The organism is Psychromonas sp. (genome assembly GCF_983033635.1).
Map to the genome: position 1 here is coordinate 20,727 of NZ_CEZLMY010000025.1, position 13,302 is coordinate 34,028.

Genomic DNA, 13,302 nt, shown 5'->3' on the forward strand with positions numbered 1-13,302 from the left:
AATTAACGTCAAGATTCTCAACAACGTTATCAACCTCATGAGGATAAGCCCTAAACTTCTCGCCACAACGTGGGCAAGCGCCAGTAAACTCAGCTATGTTGGTGTTTCCGCATCTTCTCATGATATTTGCTCCTCGTGTGTACTTGAATGCTCAACAAGCCACTCTTCCACTTGCTCAACTGTTCCGTAAAATATGCAATTTCTATCCATAGACATGATATCCCAGGTGCTATTTATGCTATCGCAAATTACAAAGACTTTAGTTTTTTTAAGCATATTCATCAACCTTGCAGGCAGAGCTAAAACTGTATTATTTGATACTTTCATAATAACCCCCTTTTCATTTATATACTATGAGTATAGCATAGCTTCAATATTCCATATCACAAATTAAGATTAATTGCAAGATTGATTTATTATAAGAAAATTAGCGCTTATAATATAGTGTTATAAGCGCTGGCAATATAATTCGGCTAATACATCATTTTTTCTTGCTTGGAAATGCTATAACTTCCAAGCAATCTATGCCTTAACTTTGTCATGTGCGTTCTGTTTTTATATCGCCACGGAGGGGTCCACCAAATGCACCATGACCAAGTTATAGACTTAGGGTCATGGTAAGCAATGCAATAATGATCCTGAGTTGGGAAACTTTTTTTAGTGTCTGAGATTGAAAATCCTTTGATATACATATTTATTACCTTCTATAGTTTATGTGATGTATGATTTCATAGTGCGTTAAGCGCTAAAGATTCAGCTAGATTTTAATTGTAGTAACGAATTATAGCGCTGACATAAGCCTTTGCTAGCTCGTCAATTTTATTTTGAGCCAGTGCTAGCGATTTATCGCAATCAATAAAAAACGGCTCAGCTATCGCGCAAGGCATATCTGTATATTTCAATAGATGCCCGCCACGGTCGCCTGCTTTGCCTTCGTGAGCAACGTTGCAAGGCTTTAAACCTCTATCGTGCAATCTAAGGCATTTAACAATTTCATTTTGAATCAACCCAGCTAATCGCTTACCATTTTTACTTTTAACATAGTAAAGCGTTTCACTGCCATTTTGCTTTTTATTAAACGCGTTGCAATGTAATGAGATTGCAATATCCGCCTCAGTTAAATTTACATGCGCCGGCAACTCTTCGTAAGTTCCGTCACGATAAACCACAAAAGGTCTGATTCCACTCGCAACTAACAAATCTGCTATTTTCATCGCTAGAGTTTCATTAAACATAAACTCAGATACGCCACTGTTTTTATTTGATGCACCCTGACTAGCTTCATTGTGCCCGATTATTAACGCTACTTTTTTCATTATTCATTTCCTTCTGGTAGTTTTACGCCTGCGTCAGCTAGCTTGTAAAATATTTCTTTATGGTAACTATATGCAGCCTTCCAGCAGTTAATTGAATCGGATATTTGATATAGAGCGATAGCCAATTCTTCACGCTCTCTCGCTGCTTTTTGCTCTGGTGTTTCTGGTTTTGTCCACCCCTTGTGAGACTTCCTTTTACCACTGCTTACTGAGTTCATGTGACTTGAATTCAGTCTCATTTTTTTGCAAAAAGCATGAAGATTGTAAATATCAACAACACCATAATCCTTATGTTCCAGCTTGTAGCTTTTAGCTCTCGCCTTTATGTTGTTATCTGCATGGGATATAAATACACATGTCGCAGGTGAATAAATCTTATTGCCATCAACTAGCGTATCCTTATCCAAATGAAACCCTTCTACATAGTTAGTGTCAAACCATTCAGCAAAATTCTGAAAGTTGTGCCATTCGTCGCACACATAACACCCTGCGTATGTTGGTCTAGCTATTAGTGACGCTTCGCAATAACACCTCTTTAACATATTTGACCATGTGGAATATGATTTTGAAGGCTTTCCGGATGCGAAGGCAATATTGCGTCCACTGCCAAGATATCCAATGCCGTAAACTGTCCTTTCTATTTCACCAACCAACTCAACAGGTTTTTGCTTTGGCTGTAATTGCTCTTTAGCACCTTCGCGATAATCCATGAAATCTCCTTGTGATATGTTGTGCTCGCTCATTTCTTTAACGCATTGGTTGAATTCGTATCCGTTTATTTTATCTCGGCCATTTCCAGTAAACATCTGACCGCTTAAAGCGAATGGGTAAATTGCTTTGTATTGGTTAACAGCATCAACAATCTTTTGCTGCTTATCTTCCTGCTCTTTGCGCTCAACTACGTATTGCAATGATGGCACTTTTAGGTAGGCATCGACTGATTGACTGTGAACCGTATCAGAAAACATGCCAACAGTAGCCCACTTCATGTCATCTGCCCACTGTATATCTTTACTTGTTAGTTTCATGTTACATCCTTAATTTAAATGAATTTCTTGAACATCTGATTTAGAAATTGTTTTCCGCATAAATCCAGATTCAATCTTAATTCTGTATTTATCAACAACCTCCATCACTTCGATAACTTGGTCAAAATAAAGATTGTTAGATTCTCTTATTACTTTAACTTTATCGCCGCTTTTCATAAATGCCCCTTGGTTAACTGCCGCAATATCCACCATCACACTGCCTAGCAAACTCACGACCTTCTTTTGTGTTTTCATCGTAAGCAATATCACTGTCGCTTTCAGTTGCATCGCCTTTGAAAATGTAAGCTTCTGGCACAAACGGAGCTTTAAATCCGCGCTTACCATGACCCCATTCAATAGCCATCCTTACCCCAACACCGCCGCCAACACGATAAGGGCGAAACATTGTTCTAGGCTTCTCGTTTCTAGTGAATCCCATTTCAATTTCAATCTTTTCTATTTCATCTATTCGCGGATCATTTTTAGCCATGCATCCTAAATCAGTTTTATTTGCGCAAACACATGGATAGCACTCCATTGATGAGTGCGGCAACACTTCAAATCCTGCTCGTTTTATTAGCTCATCACGCATAGCTTCATCATGCAGGTAAAGAGGGTTCCACACATCACGACCGCCGTGTTTTGGCGATTCATCTTGATGTTGAGCAAGGTCTCGACGGTTTTGTGACTCTTCGCGCCTTCTGCCTGTGACAATGGTTAACTCGCAATTAGCATCAATTCTATCCAGTAATTCAAGAGTTGGCTTTTCTTTTAGCTCGCTTGTGCAAAACTGCATTGCGCTTGCTGGCATCGGCCAGCCCTTTTTGCGTTTTACTAATGCCTCCATACCTTCCGATTTAGTTTCAAAGAAAGTAATGCCGCGAGCAAAGCACCAGTCAGCAACTTGCTTTATTCTTTCTGGCCAATCCTTGCGCGCCCATCCAGTGTTATTGTAAACAACACCAAAGTCTAAGCCTTTTTCATACATCAATTGCATGTTTGCAATCGAATCATTCCCGCCGCTATTTGCTTGCAAATATTCCATTTCATTCTCCTTTTTGGTTAACTGAAGTATTATCCAACACTCCAGCTAATACCAATCGTTTATTTCTATGGTTATGTTGTTATTGATAGCTTTTCTTTTATCACAAATTAAAATCAGAGCGATCTACCAAAGTAACGCAATGACCCTTTGCATAAGCTCGCCATATAAATAAAACAGATCCTTTGTTATTCCCGCTTACTGGCTTTTGAGTTTCAGCGTTAATAAAGCTTAATCGACCGCTAATAAACCGAACCTCGTTACAGCTATCAAACGCTTCTTTAAACCATTTAACCGAAGTGTCTGCCGGTACTAGCATGACTGTTGTTATACCTTGCTTGTGCTTTAGAATCGTTGCTTCAACCCATGGCATAATATTTGAATACGGTGGGTTGCACCAATTAACACCACCCCATGATCGACCATATTTTAATGCATTTTCCTCTTGCGTAATCCAATCTTCACAAAAATGATTTTCATCACTAGAAGCAATATCGCAATTGAATCCAAACTCAAGATCTAACGTCTCAAATAACTGCTTAGGAGTTTGATATAAATCCCTTATGACCTCTGAAGTGTTGCTTTTATGTTCTGTATTCATCTCAATTTCCTTTTTAAATTGCGCTAATCATTAAAACTGTATCACCTGGCTTTGCTGTTATTCGCTGCCCCCAGGTTCTACGCTCTGTATCGCAAGGCTCTACCGGTGGTCTACCTCGTGGTTTTGACTTGCTTTTGCCTCTGGTTACCTTCTCTTCAATCAATTGCTCATGTAACTCAATCAGCCCCATATACTGCTCACCATCAACGCTGTAAACGGCGGGAGAGTGTTTAACACGAATTACTAAGCCTTTCTTCTGAAAAGCTCTTAGACGACCTCTAAGCGCGTGCTCTTCCATATCAACGCCAACCTTTTCTAAAATTGCATCTTGCAAGTTCTCAACTGTGAATTCAGTATCAAGCGTTATCGAATCGGCTATCTTTCTTGTGCTTACTATAGTGCTGTACTCAGCCATTTTTAAGCTCCTTTTTGTTAATTTAATTTACTTGATTTTTTATACTCAACTGGCTTTGATTTGTTTTTGTATTGCTCAATCTCATTTGATGCCATATCTTGAGATGTTGGCACAAAATGCCCGTCAATAAACCTAAAGTAAACATTTACACCTTTGATAGCATGCCGTGCTTTTGCAAGTATTATCTGTGCTATGTTGTGTGAGTTCTCGTCATGGGTAAACTGTCTGTGACAAAGCAAGATTAAATCGGCGTCATCCTCTAGGCGTGAGCTGTCTTTAATATCTGAGGCGACAGGTTCGCGATCATTAACAGGTCTTGCGTTAATGTTTTTACTATTTAACTGTGTCAATAAAACAACTGGGGTTTCAATGTCCTTCGCTAGCTGCTTTAACTTTCTGCTTACAGTGCCTAACGCTATATCGTGGCGAGACTCTTTCGGCAATTGAAGTAGCCCAGCGTAATCCACAACAATGCACGACAGGTCTGGATGGTCTTGCTTGTGGCGTTTGGCTGTTGCCATTATCGATTCAACAGTTAAACCAGCTTGATCAGTCATGTAAAAATTCTTATCTACAAGAGCTCCAAGCCCGTTCTCCATCATCTTCCACCCATTGTTATTGTTTAACAGTAATGGGTTTCTAAGATTTGACACTGGCAATTGGGACTCGCCACTTATTGCTCGCTCAACAACTTGATGATTTGACATCTCAAGACTGAACATTAACGCGCCAAGTCCACTTTTAACAACGCCACGTAATATTTTAATGCTAAATTCCGTCTTGCCGCTTCCTGGTGTTCCGCCTACAAGCACTAAATCGGTTTTGTTAAATCCGCCAGTGTTTTGATCTAAATCTGTTATACCAGTTAATACAACGTGATTTTCGTCCATGCCTTGCGCTTTTTCTTGTATCTTAACAACGTACTCTTTCGCCACTTCCTTAAAGCTCTGCGGTTTCTTGTCGCTAGTCTCAAGTAACAACCCATCAAATAAGCTTTCAATCGAACCAGCAACAGTTTCAACTTGGGTTATGTCTGATAGTTCATCTATCACCTTTAAAGCTTCTACAGAGCGCCTACGAGCCTCCATTAGATATGAAGATTGTCTAACTCTTTTTGCATACCCGATTATATTTGAAGGTTGCGCAGAAGAGCCGCCCATAATGTCAGCCAGCCAAAGCAAATCATTGTCGCTGCCCATTCTGCTAGATACGCCAACAACATCTACAATCTGCTGCTCATCGTGAAGCTGTTTGATCGCATCCCAAGCTCTTTGTGTGTTTTGATTACCGAACATATCAACCGTTAGTTTATCAATCACTGTTGACCGTTTAATCAAGTCCTTTGTTGATAATACAGCTGTTATTAAATCAAACTCGTATTGCCCAGTGTTAATTCTCATTTAGTCCTCCATAGCTTTAATTAAGTTATCTTCTGTCATGTAGTAGTCAAAAGTTTTAGGGTGGTAATTAACCCCGTTTTTCCCTACATTAGATTCTCTTGTCCACTTCCATTCTGGAGACTCAGCCACATGATCTATAAAAGCAAGTAACGTTTCAATATCAGCGCCGCTTTTAGACATTACTTTTTTAACTAGCGCCTTCCTTGTGTCTGTCATTTTTTTGATTGGCTTGTGTGGCATCTTTTTATTGTAATGAGACATTATTAGCTTGTAATCAATGCGCGGACTACTAGTACTTTTAGGATTGATGTTAGGAGTACTGTTAAGATCGTGTGACACACTGTCACCTACTAAGTGACTCTCTGTCACCTCAGCATGACTCTCTGTCACCTCAACTTCTTGTAAGTGACACAGTGACACCCCCATTTCATCACCGATTAATGTATAAAGTGATGGTCGATTAGGTCTTCGCTCAACCGTTAAAACATCCATTTTTTCAAGTTCTGATATTTTACGCATAAATGTTCTGTCGCTCATCCCGCAAGATAAAGCCATTTTTGATATTGAGTAATAGCTAAACCCATCATCATCAGCGTTGTTAGCAAGTTGAAGCAATGCAAGCTTTAATGGTGCGTTATCTATCGGTGTGTCCCATGCTAGAAACGTATATTTAGCGCTCATCGTTTAACCTCTGTTAAATCTGTTTTGCATAATATTTTATTTCCGCTTGATTGCTTGAAATTCACATTATTTTTTGCAAATTCTTGTACGGCCCATAATTGCCCACAACCGCCTCCAATATCATCCTGTCCAGCCGGATCGAAAACGCGAGTGTTAAAGCCCTTTTCAACTAGTTTCCCACTAAATGCAATTACCATGTCAACCTGACTTGAAACAGCGTCTGACATGGTTTCATCAGCTTCACATATGACAGATAGTGTAGCTTCCCAGATTCGCGGATCAAATAACATACGTAAACGCATTACATCATCATCTGAATTGTTATTTCCGTGAACACAATAATTAAAATATGGTTTACGACCAGTAGTTTTAAAGAACATAATCCCCATGATTGCAATTTCTTCAAGTGATAGTTTTGCTTTCATAGGCATGATTTGATCACGTGCCGCATCGGTAGACTCATGAACGCTGAACTGTAAACCAACTTTAGGTATTAATGTTGCTAATTCTAGCAAACAACTCCAACCACGATCTGTTTTTGGTGCGGCAGAGCTAATTAATAGATCTGCATGAGGTGCAATCTTATTGAATATATGGAATGCATCTGATACACATTGAATATTAAGAATAGGCTCACCCATTGACATAACCATAATTTGCATCTTTTTAACTTCAGATGGTTCAATATCATTTTCAGAAATCATGTGCTTAACCTGTGATACGATTTCGAGAGATGTTAAGTTGCGGCCGAAGAATTTACCAGTACCACAGAATGTACAACCCATAGGGCAACCCGTTTGAGTACTGATACACATAACAGTTCTTGATTCAAATGTTCCATATTTATAAAGAACAGCCTCAGCAATCGCATCATCTTTTTCAAAAATATATTTTTTAACATCAGAATCTGAACTTTTAAGTTCCTTAACTTTCGACCATGTTTGTTTAATATTCATGCTATAATTACTCCGTATATAAAAGTGATTGCCTGTGTCGAGCAGGCTTTATTTACATTTCTCTGCTTCGCTCATAAGCTCCGAAACAGGGCAGCCTATAGCGTCACAGTAATCTTTGATAGTTTCCATCTTCTTGATGCTATCGCTCCCTATAGCCTTGTTTATGGCTCTACAACTGATACCTTTGCGCTTTGCAAGTTCAGAAGCGTTTACGCCATACCGAAGCATGATAATTTTAAATCCAGCTGTTACGTTCATAAGACCTCTCTATTTATTAGGTTATACAATAGTACCAAATAGGAACAATAGCTACAACATTTAAATGGGCATATTTTTAAAATGTAATAAGTTTATAGGCAAACTCAAATTTTAATTTTTGCGTTTGCCGATTACCAGGCTAGCGATAATCTTGCTGTAGCCCAAGTGTTTATAGGCTTTGTAGGTGATCTTCAAATTGAGTTTTACGCACACAAAAAAGCCGCTCTAGGCGGCTGGTGGTTATTTGTTTATCTCCGTGTCGCTTCCGTACTTCTTGTAAGCTTCATTTCCAATCAAGCCACTTTTTATATGCTCAATGTTACCTTGATCATTTGTGATGAATTCACCTTTTGGCAGGTAAGTCCGTTTAAATCTATTGTGCCACTTTCCGTACTTATTCGGCTCGCCACTTGCAAAAGTCCCACTTACACAAGCGGAGCAAAGTTTCTTGCCTAAATCTAGCTTGTGCATCAATCTTTCACTATTTCTACAGTGAAACATGCTGCACGCTGTATTTTCTGCGCATCCGCATTTCTCGCATTGGAATATGCTCATCTTCTATCTTCCTTATGTTGTTGGTTGGCTCTATACATACTCCCACAGCTCTTGCTTGTCTATCGCAACCCATGAGTTATCACTTAGTTTCGCTTTTATTGGTGTGTTTGGTATTAACTGATTTAACCTGTTGCATTGTATTTCATAGTCAAACACATCTGTTTTTATTCCGTTTATCATCGCGTAACCAATCGGCTTTTTCATCTTCATTCACTCCTAAGTGACGCCAGCTTTTACACTGGCTGGTTGGTTGTTATTTGTTTACCATCGCTTACTTTTGCTATTTAGCTTTGGCTGATATGTTTGTGTGTATGGCAATTCTGGCATGCCTTTCCTTGATCTCTCGTTAGTGTACATTGAGATGTCAAACGCCTTAATTTGCTCATCTGCCCTTGCAGCTGCAAGACCTATTGAGTACATGGCCGATGACAGCATTACAATTCTCTTCATGTTCATATCACTCACCCCTTGATTTAAACTTGTAATACTTGGATTTATTAAGCACCCTAATAGCATGATTAACGCGAGCTTCCCACTTGTATTTATTTAGTTGTGAGCGCTTAGTTTGAATTTTTTGATTGCTCATCGCTTACCACCTTGATACTTTTGCTTGAAACCGTCACAGTAAGGTAAGCCACTTCCGCTATATTTCATTTCAACAACGTCTATAAGCGGGTATTTAACTTTATGATTGCAAGCTGAGTTTTGATTAGGCTTTTCGGCGAACTTGCAATTGATGCATTGTTTTTGTTTGCTCATGGTGCCTCCGTTATTTATTGTTAAGTGTGGTTAATTTAAAGCGTCTTTAATCGCCTTTTTACAGCTGTTACATATTGGTTTATCTGCTAGCGCTGCGTGTTGTGCGTCCTGAAACATCCAGTTTGATGGTTTCTTTCCACACCATGTTATTACTTTGTATCTTGGTAGTTTTTCGCCGTCATAATGGTCATATTTAATCACGCATGGCATATTACTTCTCCTGTGATTTAACAATACATTCGAGAATTGTCCGTGGGATTTCTTGTTTATCTGTAACACAAATATCAATGTCGTTATCACTCCCCATAAAGAACATATGATTATCTCCGTTACCGTTTTGTATAAGGCTCACTCCATGCTTAAGCATCAACGGACCGAGAATAGACCAGTCGAATGGGTTGTATTCTGAACACATAGGATCCCCCATGTAATAATGCGTAATAAACATAATTCCAGAATCGCTTGCTTCGATATCATAATCAACACCCTCAATCTCAGCGATCTTTTTTGCCAGCTCTAAATCTTGTTGGTTCATTTTGATTCCTCTATTGTCAGCAAATGATTTATTAAGTATTTCGCGAATTCTGGATATTGATCGCATTTTCTTAGTATTTCAGAATTTTTCGCCGAGACATAAGCATTATGTGCATCTTCTGGAGTTAAAAAGCTTCCTATGGACTTGCGCTTTGAGTCTATTGCAATTTGAGCAATGTAATTACCCCTTCTTTTGTCAGCGCAAACACCTATAGGGAACTCGCCCCTTCTTGCGCGACAATCCACAAGCAAGCTGTTTATAGCTGATGGCACAAAAAGGCACTTACTCGGTGAATAGCATTTGTTTCCGTTTTTTATTATGTCTTTATCCAACTGGTAGCCATCAACGTTATTTTCATTGAACCACCTTTCAAAGTTTGAGAATGTCAACCACTCCTCGCAAACATAGCAGCCAATGTATGTAGGTCGGCTTTCTTGGAATTTTTTGCTATAGCATCGCTTAAGCATGTGCTTCCACCTCATGTAAGCAGGACACCTAACCTCTATTCCGTTAATTAAATTGCTTGTTTTATAATCGGAGTCGTTAACTCCAATTCCGCAAACAAGCCCTCTTCTTGCCATGGAGCGCTTGCTTGCTGGTATTTTTACAAATGCGCTCATTGCTTAATTTCCTTCTTGAAAAGTAATGCAATTGCATCTGCAACAATGTCCTGGCGATTAGCTGACTTTGTTTCGCCTAGCTTTTTAGCCTCTTTTCTTGAGTTAACTAACTTTTGCAGTTTATCTTCTGCGTGCCCTAATATGTGAACCTGCTTTAACGCCATTTAAATATCTCCGTTGTTGTTTGATTCTTTTAAGATTACTCCAGTGCACATATATAGTCAAATTTTATTTGAAAATTACTTTAAAATTATTTGAGTATTTTACTTGACCTTTAATTTGAATGGTATTACTATTCACTCATCAACAGCGGAAACCCATCAGCAACCACAAGGAAATCGAAAATGAATAGTTCAACTAAGGCAGTAATTTTAGGCCAGCTTAACCATGCATTGCGAGATAATAAATCTGCGATCCTTCGTGGTCCAATCGCAGACTCTCTTTGTAAACGTCACATGCAGCAATCAAAGGTTTATCTGCAAAATGCAATTCGTGCTATTGAAGAGGGCGAGTAGATGAGAAAATATTTTCAACTTTCACCAGCAAGAAAGCGCGAGCTTAGAGCGAAGGGCTGGTTTACATTAGCAGTTGAAGCATTGTCATTGATTGGGCTTATCGCTTTAACCTGGGTTACTGTGGCATTAATTGGAGGATTATTATGAATACTGACGGAAATTTATACGCATTAAGACAGTACGAAAAACAGCAAGCGCAGGAAGATGCGAAGTGTGAGTTTATTGCTGATAAATCAGCAGAAATACAGGAAGCAATTCTTGACTTTAAGCTAGGTGAGGACGCTCCGTTTTTTAAAGATAACTCAGGTAACAAGCATGAGCTGTCTGACTTTATCGCTGACATGGAAATTGATGCGCACCTTTTTGCTGAATTCTTGAGTGGTGGGACATTGCTTAAAGATAAATTAAATACTCAGCTTGAAGAGTTTTGTGATGAAATCGCAGCTGATTTTGCTGATAACATGGAGCCAGAACCTTATGAAGATTATTAAAGTTGAAGATGCTGTTTACGATCTTTTAAAAGACTCAGCATCACGCCGTGGATTAAGTTTAATTGAATTACTAGAGCAAATTGCTGGTCGTGAGTACGAGCGCCAGCAAATAGAAAGCAGTAAGGGGTAGGTTATGACTGAATCCATCACAAGTATGCTTAAGCAGCCATTTCCATTAAGCGTTGTTCATTGGAGAACAGGTGCTACGAATGCAAAAAAACTAAAGTGTAAGCCGTGGGAGGCAACGTCTGGAATTGCACTGGCATATATAGACGCTAGAGATGTAATGAAGCGATTTGATGATGTTTGCGGCGACTATTGGCAGGTAGAATACCCTTTTGATGGATGCTGCCGAATAGGCGTGAAAATAGGTGATGAGTGGGTCTGGCGTAGCAATGGCGCAGGCGAAACTCAAGTTGAAGGTGAAAAAGGCAAATACTCCGACGCATTCAAACGCGCAGCTGTTCTTTGGGGTGTTGGTCGCTACTTGTATTACCTGCCAAACGTATGGTGCAACTTAAAAAATGGAAATATAGCAAACCCGCCAAAAATGCCATCATGGGCAATGCCAAAATAAGGAAAATAAAATGGAAATAGTAATATTTAAGGATCTAACAACAGAAGATCATCTTCAACAGTTAGAAGAAGCTGCAAAAAAATACGACGGACTTTACGTTGATATGGAAAATAAAGAAGAGCGTAAATTCGTAAAAGATAAAGCATACGATATACAGCAGCTATTAAAACAAGTTGATCGCAAGCGAATTGATGAATCGAAAAATTATAAATCAAAGGTTGAGACGGAAGCTGCGGCAATAAAGCTACGCCTTGAAGATGCCAACGCTCCGTTTATGATTTTAATCAATCAACACAAAGCAGAAAGAGCCTCAATCCTGGCAGAAGCAAAAGCAGCAGAAGAGGCGAAAGCCTTGGCTATTCAGATTGAAGATGATCACGAATTTGCAATTATGCATGATAAGATTGTCGATGTTGAAAAAGCAGAGGCAGCAGCAAAGCAACATGAACGAGATGAGCAATTAAAAGCTGACGCGATAGAGCAGGCTGTAATTGACGCAGAACGTAGCGCGATAGCAGCAGAAGAAAAAAGACTTCGCGATATTGAGCAAGCAACAGAAAACGAGCGAGCAAGGATAAACGCTGAAGTAGAAAGGCTAGCAGAGGAAAAAGCAGCCAGGGAAGCCAATACAGCACACAGAACAGGCGTTAAGACAGCAGCAAAGCAAAGCCTAATGCAACACGCAGGATTAACAGAAGCGCAAGCGATAGCAACAGTTAAAGCGCTTTGTGTGAAATCAATTTTGAACATAACAATTAACTTTTAATAAACCGGAGTAATAGAAAATGTCAGTAAACAAAGTTATTTTAATCGGAAACTTAGGCAAAGATCCAGAAGTGCGATACATGCCAAACGGAAATGCAGTGGCTAACTTTTCACTAGCAACAAGCGAAACGTGGAAAGACAAGCAAACAGGCGAAAAGAAAGAAAAAACAGAGTGGCACAAGGTGTCTGTGTTCGGGCCTCTTGCTGACATTGTTTCTCAGTATGTTAAAAAAGGCTCTAAACTTTATATTGAAGGCAAGCTTCAAACGCGAAAATGGCAAGCTCAAGACGGACAGGATCGATACAGCACTGAGATTGTTTTGCAGGGGTTTGATAGTAAGCTTGAAATGCTGAATAAAGTTGATGGTGGTACGCAACAACAGGCACCAGCACAGCAAGCTCCAATGCAGCAAGCGCCTCAACAGGCTCCGCAAATGGCACCTCAGCAACAAGCACCGGCTAGCTGGGGAAATGCACCACAACAAGCTCCAGTACAGCAGGCGGCACCACAACAAGCGGCTCCAGCGTATGATCCAAACACACCGCCGTATTAATTTTTAATTAACTGGCGGTTAATAGCCGCCTAAGGACTATCATGGGTGAATTTACAAAATGGAGCAAAGCCGGGATAACCGCTAAACCTGGTGAAACCGTTTCAATGTTCAGTGATGCAACTGAAAAAAGAAAAGATTGGAATCCTTCTGATTCAGATAAATTTAACTGCGAATGCGTTTCAACCGGTAAAAAATATATTAGAAATGTAAGGCACCTAACCGAGCATTGGTTTA

Annotated in this window: 24 protein-coding genes; 8 read left to right on the forward strand and 16 right to left on the reverse strand. The window is 39.5% G+C overall.

Annotated features, from left to right (window positions below):
- Positions 1–117: 117 nt before the first annotated feature.
- From AC4GME_RS05540 to AC4GME_RS05615, 16 genes are all read right to left on the reverse strand, one after another.
- Positions 118–327, reverse strand: a complete 210-nt coding sequence (locus AC4GME_RS05540; RefSeq protein ID WP_490376480.1) for a hypothetical protein — start codon at positions 325–327, stop codon at positions 118–120.
- Positions 328–764: 437 nt separating this feature from the next.
- A complete protein-coding gene (locus AC4GME_RS05545; RefSeq protein ID WP_490376479.1) occupies positions 765–1,316 on the reverse strand; it encodes an N-acetylmuramoyl-L-alanine amidase family protein in 552 nt (183 codons plus the stop codon).
- The gene (locus tag AC4GME_RS05550) at positions 1,316–2,344 is read right to left on the reverse strand and encodes a hypothetical protein (RefSeq protein WP_490376478.1); all 1,029 of its coding nucleotides are present in this window, start codon (positions 2,342–2,344) and stop codon (positions 1,316–1,318) included. The genes AC4GME_RS05545 and AC4GME_RS05550 overlap by 1 nt, the downstream gene beginning before the upstream one ends.
- Positions 2,345–2,353: 9 nt before the next feature.
- Positions 2,354–2,557 carry a hypothetical protein gene (locus tag AC4GME_RS05555; RefSeq protein ID WP_490376477.1) on the reverse strand — a complete coding sequence of 68 codons (204 nt, stop codon included), beginning with the start codon at positions 2,555–2,557 and terminating at the stop codon, positions 2,354–2,356.
- Positions 2,535–3,389 (reverse strand): phosphoadenosine phosphosulfate reductase domain-containing protein, encoded by an 855-nt coding sequence (locus AC4GME_RS05560; RefSeq protein ID WP_490376476.1) that lies wholly within the window; start codon positions 3,387–3,389, stop codon positions 2,535–2,537. Before AC4GME_RS05560 ends, AC4GME_RS05555 begins: the two co-directional genes overlap by 23 nt.
- A gap of 100 nt (positions 3,390–3,489) precedes the next feature.
- Positions 3,490–3,987, reverse strand: a complete 498-nt coding sequence (locus tag AC4GME_RS05565; protein ID WP_490376475.1) for a phage N-6-adenine-methyltransferase — start codon at positions 3,985–3,987, stop codon at positions 3,490–3,492.
- 13 nt (positions 3,988–4,000) lie between these two features.
- A complete protein-coding gene (locus AC4GME_RS05570) occupies positions 4,001–4,402 on the reverse strand; it encodes a hypothetical protein (RefSeq protein ID WP_490376474.1) in 402 nt (133 codons plus the stop codon).
- Between the two features lie 17 nt (positions 4,403–4,419).
- Positions 4,420–5,802, reverse strand: coding sequence for a replicative DNA helicase (locus AC4GME_RS05575; protein WP_490376473.1), 1,383 nt, complete (start codon positions 5,800–5,802; stop codon positions 4,420–4,422).
- Positions 5,803–6,483 carry a hypothetical protein gene (locus AC4GME_RS05580; protein ID WP_490376472.1) on the reverse strand — a complete coding sequence of 227 codons (681 nt, stop codon included), beginning with the start codon at positions 6,481–6,483 and terminating at the stop codon, positions 5,803–5,805.
- Entirely contained in the window at positions 6,480–7,439 is a 960-nt protein-coding gene (locus AC4GME_RS05585) for a hypothetical protein (protein WP_490376471.1), read from the reverse strand. The genes AC4GME_RS05580 and AC4GME_RS05585 overlap by 4 nt, the downstream gene beginning before the upstream one ends.
- Before the next feature lie 48 nt (positions 7,440–7,487).
- Positions 7,488–7,697 carry a helix-turn-helix domain-containing protein gene (locus tag AC4GME_RS05590; RefSeq protein ID WP_490379117.1) on the reverse strand — a complete coding sequence of 70 codons (210 nt, stop codon included), beginning with the start codon at positions 7,695–7,697 and terminating at the stop codon, positions 7,488–7,490.
- A gap of 585 nt (positions 7,698–8,282) precedes the next feature.
- Positions 8,283–8,462 carry a hypothetical protein gene (locus AC4GME_RS05595; protein WP_490379118.1) on the reverse strand — a complete coding sequence of 60 codons (180 nt, stop codon included), beginning with the start codon at positions 8,460–8,462 and terminating at the stop codon, positions 8,283–8,285.
- 372 nt (positions 8,463–8,834) lie between these two features.
- A complete protein-coding gene (locus AC4GME_RS05600; RefSeq protein WP_490379119.1) occupies positions 8,835–9,011 on the reverse strand; it encodes a hypothetical protein in 177 nt (58 codons plus the stop codon).
- A gap of 211 nt (positions 9,012–9,222) precedes the next feature.
- Positions 9,223–9,546: a hypothetical protein gene (locus tag AC4GME_RS05605; protein WP_490376469.1), complete on the reverse strand. Its 324-nt coding sequence runs from the start codon at positions 9,544–9,546 to the stop codon at positions 9,223–9,225.
- A complete protein-coding gene (locus AC4GME_RS05610) occupies positions 9,543–10,166 on the reverse strand; it encodes a hypothetical protein (RefSeq protein WP_490376468.1) in 624 nt (207 codons plus the stop codon). The genes AC4GME_RS05605 and AC4GME_RS05610 overlap by 4 nt, the downstream gene beginning before the upstream one ends.
- Entirely contained in the window at positions 10,163–10,330 is a 168-nt protein-coding gene (locus AC4GME_RS05615) for a hypothetical protein (protein WP_490376467.1), read from the reverse strand. Before AC4GME_RS05615 ends, AC4GME_RS05610 begins: the two co-directional genes overlap by 4 nt.
- 180 nt (positions 10,331–10,510) lie before the next feature.
- On the opposite strand from AC4GME_RS05615, the gene AC4GME_RS05620 reads away from it, so the two are divergent.
- The 8 genes from AC4GME_RS05620 to AC4GME_RS05655 form a co-directional block, all read left to right on the forward strand.
- The gene (locus tag AC4GME_RS05620; RefSeq protein WP_490378646.1) at positions 10,511–10,681 is read left to right on the forward strand and encodes a hypothetical protein; all 171 of its coding nucleotides are present in this window, start codon (positions 10,511–10,513) and stop codon (positions 10,679–10,681) included.
- A complete protein-coding gene (locus tag AC4GME_RS05625) occupies positions 10,682–10,828 on the forward strand; it encodes a hypothetical protein (RefSeq protein WP_490378645.1) in 147 nt (48 codons plus the stop codon).
- Positions 10,825–11,172 carry a hypothetical protein gene (locus AC4GME_RS05630; protein WP_490378644.1) on the forward strand — a complete coding sequence of 116 codons (348 nt, stop codon included), beginning with the start codon at positions 10,825–10,827 and terminating at the stop codon, positions 11,170–11,172. The genes AC4GME_RS05625 and AC4GME_RS05630 overlap by 4 nt, the downstream gene beginning before the upstream one ends.
- A complete protein-coding gene (locus AC4GME_RS05635; protein WP_490378643.1) occupies positions 11,159–11,302 on the forward strand; it encodes a hypothetical protein in 144 nt (47 codons plus the stop codon). Before AC4GME_RS05630 ends, AC4GME_RS05635 begins: the two co-directional genes overlap by 14 nt.
- Before the next feature lie 3 nt (positions 11,303–11,305).
- Entirely contained in the window at positions 11,306–11,749 is a 444-nt protein-coding gene (locus AC4GME_RS05640) for a Rad52/Rad22 family DNA repair protein (protein ID WP_490378642.1), read from the forward strand.
- Positions 11,750–11,759: 10 nt separating this feature from the next.
- A complete protein-coding gene (locus AC4GME_RS05645) occupies positions 11,760–12,515 on the forward strand; it encodes a hypothetical protein (RefSeq protein WP_490378641.1) in 756 nt (251 codons plus the stop codon).
- Between the two features lie 19 nt (positions 12,516–12,534).
- Positions 12,535–13,068 carry a single-stranded DNA-binding protein gene (gene ssb / locus AC4GME_RS05650; RefSeq protein WP_490378640.1) on the forward strand — a complete coding sequence of 178 codons (534 nt, stop codon included), beginning with the start codon at positions 12,535–12,537 and terminating at the stop codon, positions 13,066–13,068.
- A 41-nt stretch (positions 13,069–13,109) separates the two neighbouring features.
- The coding region (locus AC4GME_RS05655; RefSeq protein ID WP_490379120.1) for a hypothetical protein at positions 13,110–13,302 on the forward strand (193 nt) is incomplete at its 3' end.

Bases quoted from the DNA above. Each gene is read 5' to 3' on its own strand.
- AC4GME_RS05540 (WP_490376480.1), bottom strand. From the start codon at position 327: ATGAAAGTATCAAATAATACAGTTTTAGCTCTGCCTGCAAGGTTGATG.
- AC4GME_RS05545 (WP_490376479.1), bottom strand. From the start codon at position 1,316: ATGAAAAAAGTAGCGTTAATAATCGGGCACAATGAAGCTAGTCAGGGT.
- AC4GME_RS05550 (WP_490376478.1), bottom strand. From the start codon at position 2,344: ATGAAACTAACAAGTAAAGATATACAGTGGGCAGATGACATGAAGTGG.
- AC4GME_RS05555 (WP_490376477.1), bottom strand. From the start codon at position 2,557: ATGGTGGATATTGCGGCAGTTAACCAAGGGGCATTTATGAAAAGCGGC.
- AC4GME_RS05560 (WP_490376476.1), bottom strand. From the start codon at position 3,389: ATGGAATATTTGCAAGCAAATAGCGGCGGGAATGATTCGATTGCAAAC.
- AC4GME_RS05565 (WP_490376475.1), bottom strand. From the start codon at position 3,987: ATGAATACAGAACATAAAAGCAACACTTCAGAGGTCATAAGGGATTTA.
- AC4GME_RS05570 (WP_490376474.1), bottom strand. From the start codon at position 4,402: ATGGCTGAGTACAGCACTATAGTAAGCACAAGAAAGATAGCCGATTCG.
- AC4GME_RS05575 (WP_490376473.1), bottom strand. From the start codon at position 5,802: ATGAGAATTAACACTGGGCAATACGAGTTTGATTTAATAACAGCTGTA.
- AC4GME_RS05580 (WP_490376472.1), bottom strand. From the start codon at position 6,483: ATGAGCGCTAAATATACGTTTCTAGCATGGGACACACCGATAGATAAC.
- AC4GME_RS05585 (WP_490376471.1), bottom strand. From the start codon at position 7,439: ATGAATATTAAACAAACATGGTCGAAAGTTAAGGAACTTAAAAGTTCA.
- AC4GME_RS05590 (WP_490379117.1), bottom strand. From the start codon at position 7,697: ATGAACGTAACAGCTGGATTTAAAATTATCATGCTTCGGTATGGCGTA.
- AC4GME_RS05595 (WP_490379118.1), bottom strand. From the start codon at position 8,462: ATGAAGATGAAAAAGCCGATTGGTTACGCGATGATAAACGGAATAAAA.
- AC4GME_RS05600 (WP_490379119.1), bottom strand. From the start codon at position 9,011: ATGAGCAAACAAAAACAATGCATCAATTGCAAGTTCGCCGAAAAGCCT.
- AC4GME_RS05605 (WP_490376469.1), bottom strand. From the start codon at position 9,546: ATGAACCAACAAGATTTAGAGCTGGCAAAAAAGATCGCTGAGATTGAG.
- AC4GME_RS05610 (WP_490376468.1), bottom strand. From the start codon at position 10,166: ATGAGCGCATTTGTAAAAATACCAGCAAGCAAGCGCTCCATGGCAAGA.
- AC4GME_RS05615 (WP_490376467.1), bottom strand. From the start codon at position 10,330: ATGGCGTTAAAGCAGGTTCACATATTAGGGCACGCAGAAGATAAACTG.
- AC4GME_RS05620 (WP_490378646.1), top strand. From the start codon at position 10,511: ATGAATAGTTCAACTAAGGCAGTAATTTTAGGCCAGCTTAACCATGCA.
- AC4GME_RS05625 (WP_490378645.1), top strand. From the start codon at position 10,682: ATGAGAAAATATTTTCAACTTTCACCAGCAAGAAAGCGCGAGCTTAGA.
- AC4GME_RS05630 (WP_490378644.1), top strand. From the start codon at position 10,825: ATGAATACTGACGGAAATTTATACGCATTAAGACAGTACGAAAAACAG.
- AC4GME_RS05635 (WP_490378643.1), top strand. From the start codon at position 11,159: ATGAAGATTATTAAAGTTGAAGATGCTGTTTACGATCTTTTAAAAGAC.
- AC4GME_RS05640 (WP_490378642.1), top strand. From the start codon at position 11,306: ATGACTGAATCCATCACAAGTATGCTTAAGCAGCCATTTCCATTAAGC.
- AC4GME_RS05645 (WP_490378641.1), top strand. From the start codon at position 11,760: ATGGAAATAGTAATATTTAAGGATCTAACAACAGAAGATCATCTTCAA.
- ssb (WP_490378640.1), top strand. From the start codon at position 12,535: ATGTCAGTAAACAAAGTTATTTTAATCGGAAACTTAGGCAAAGATCCA.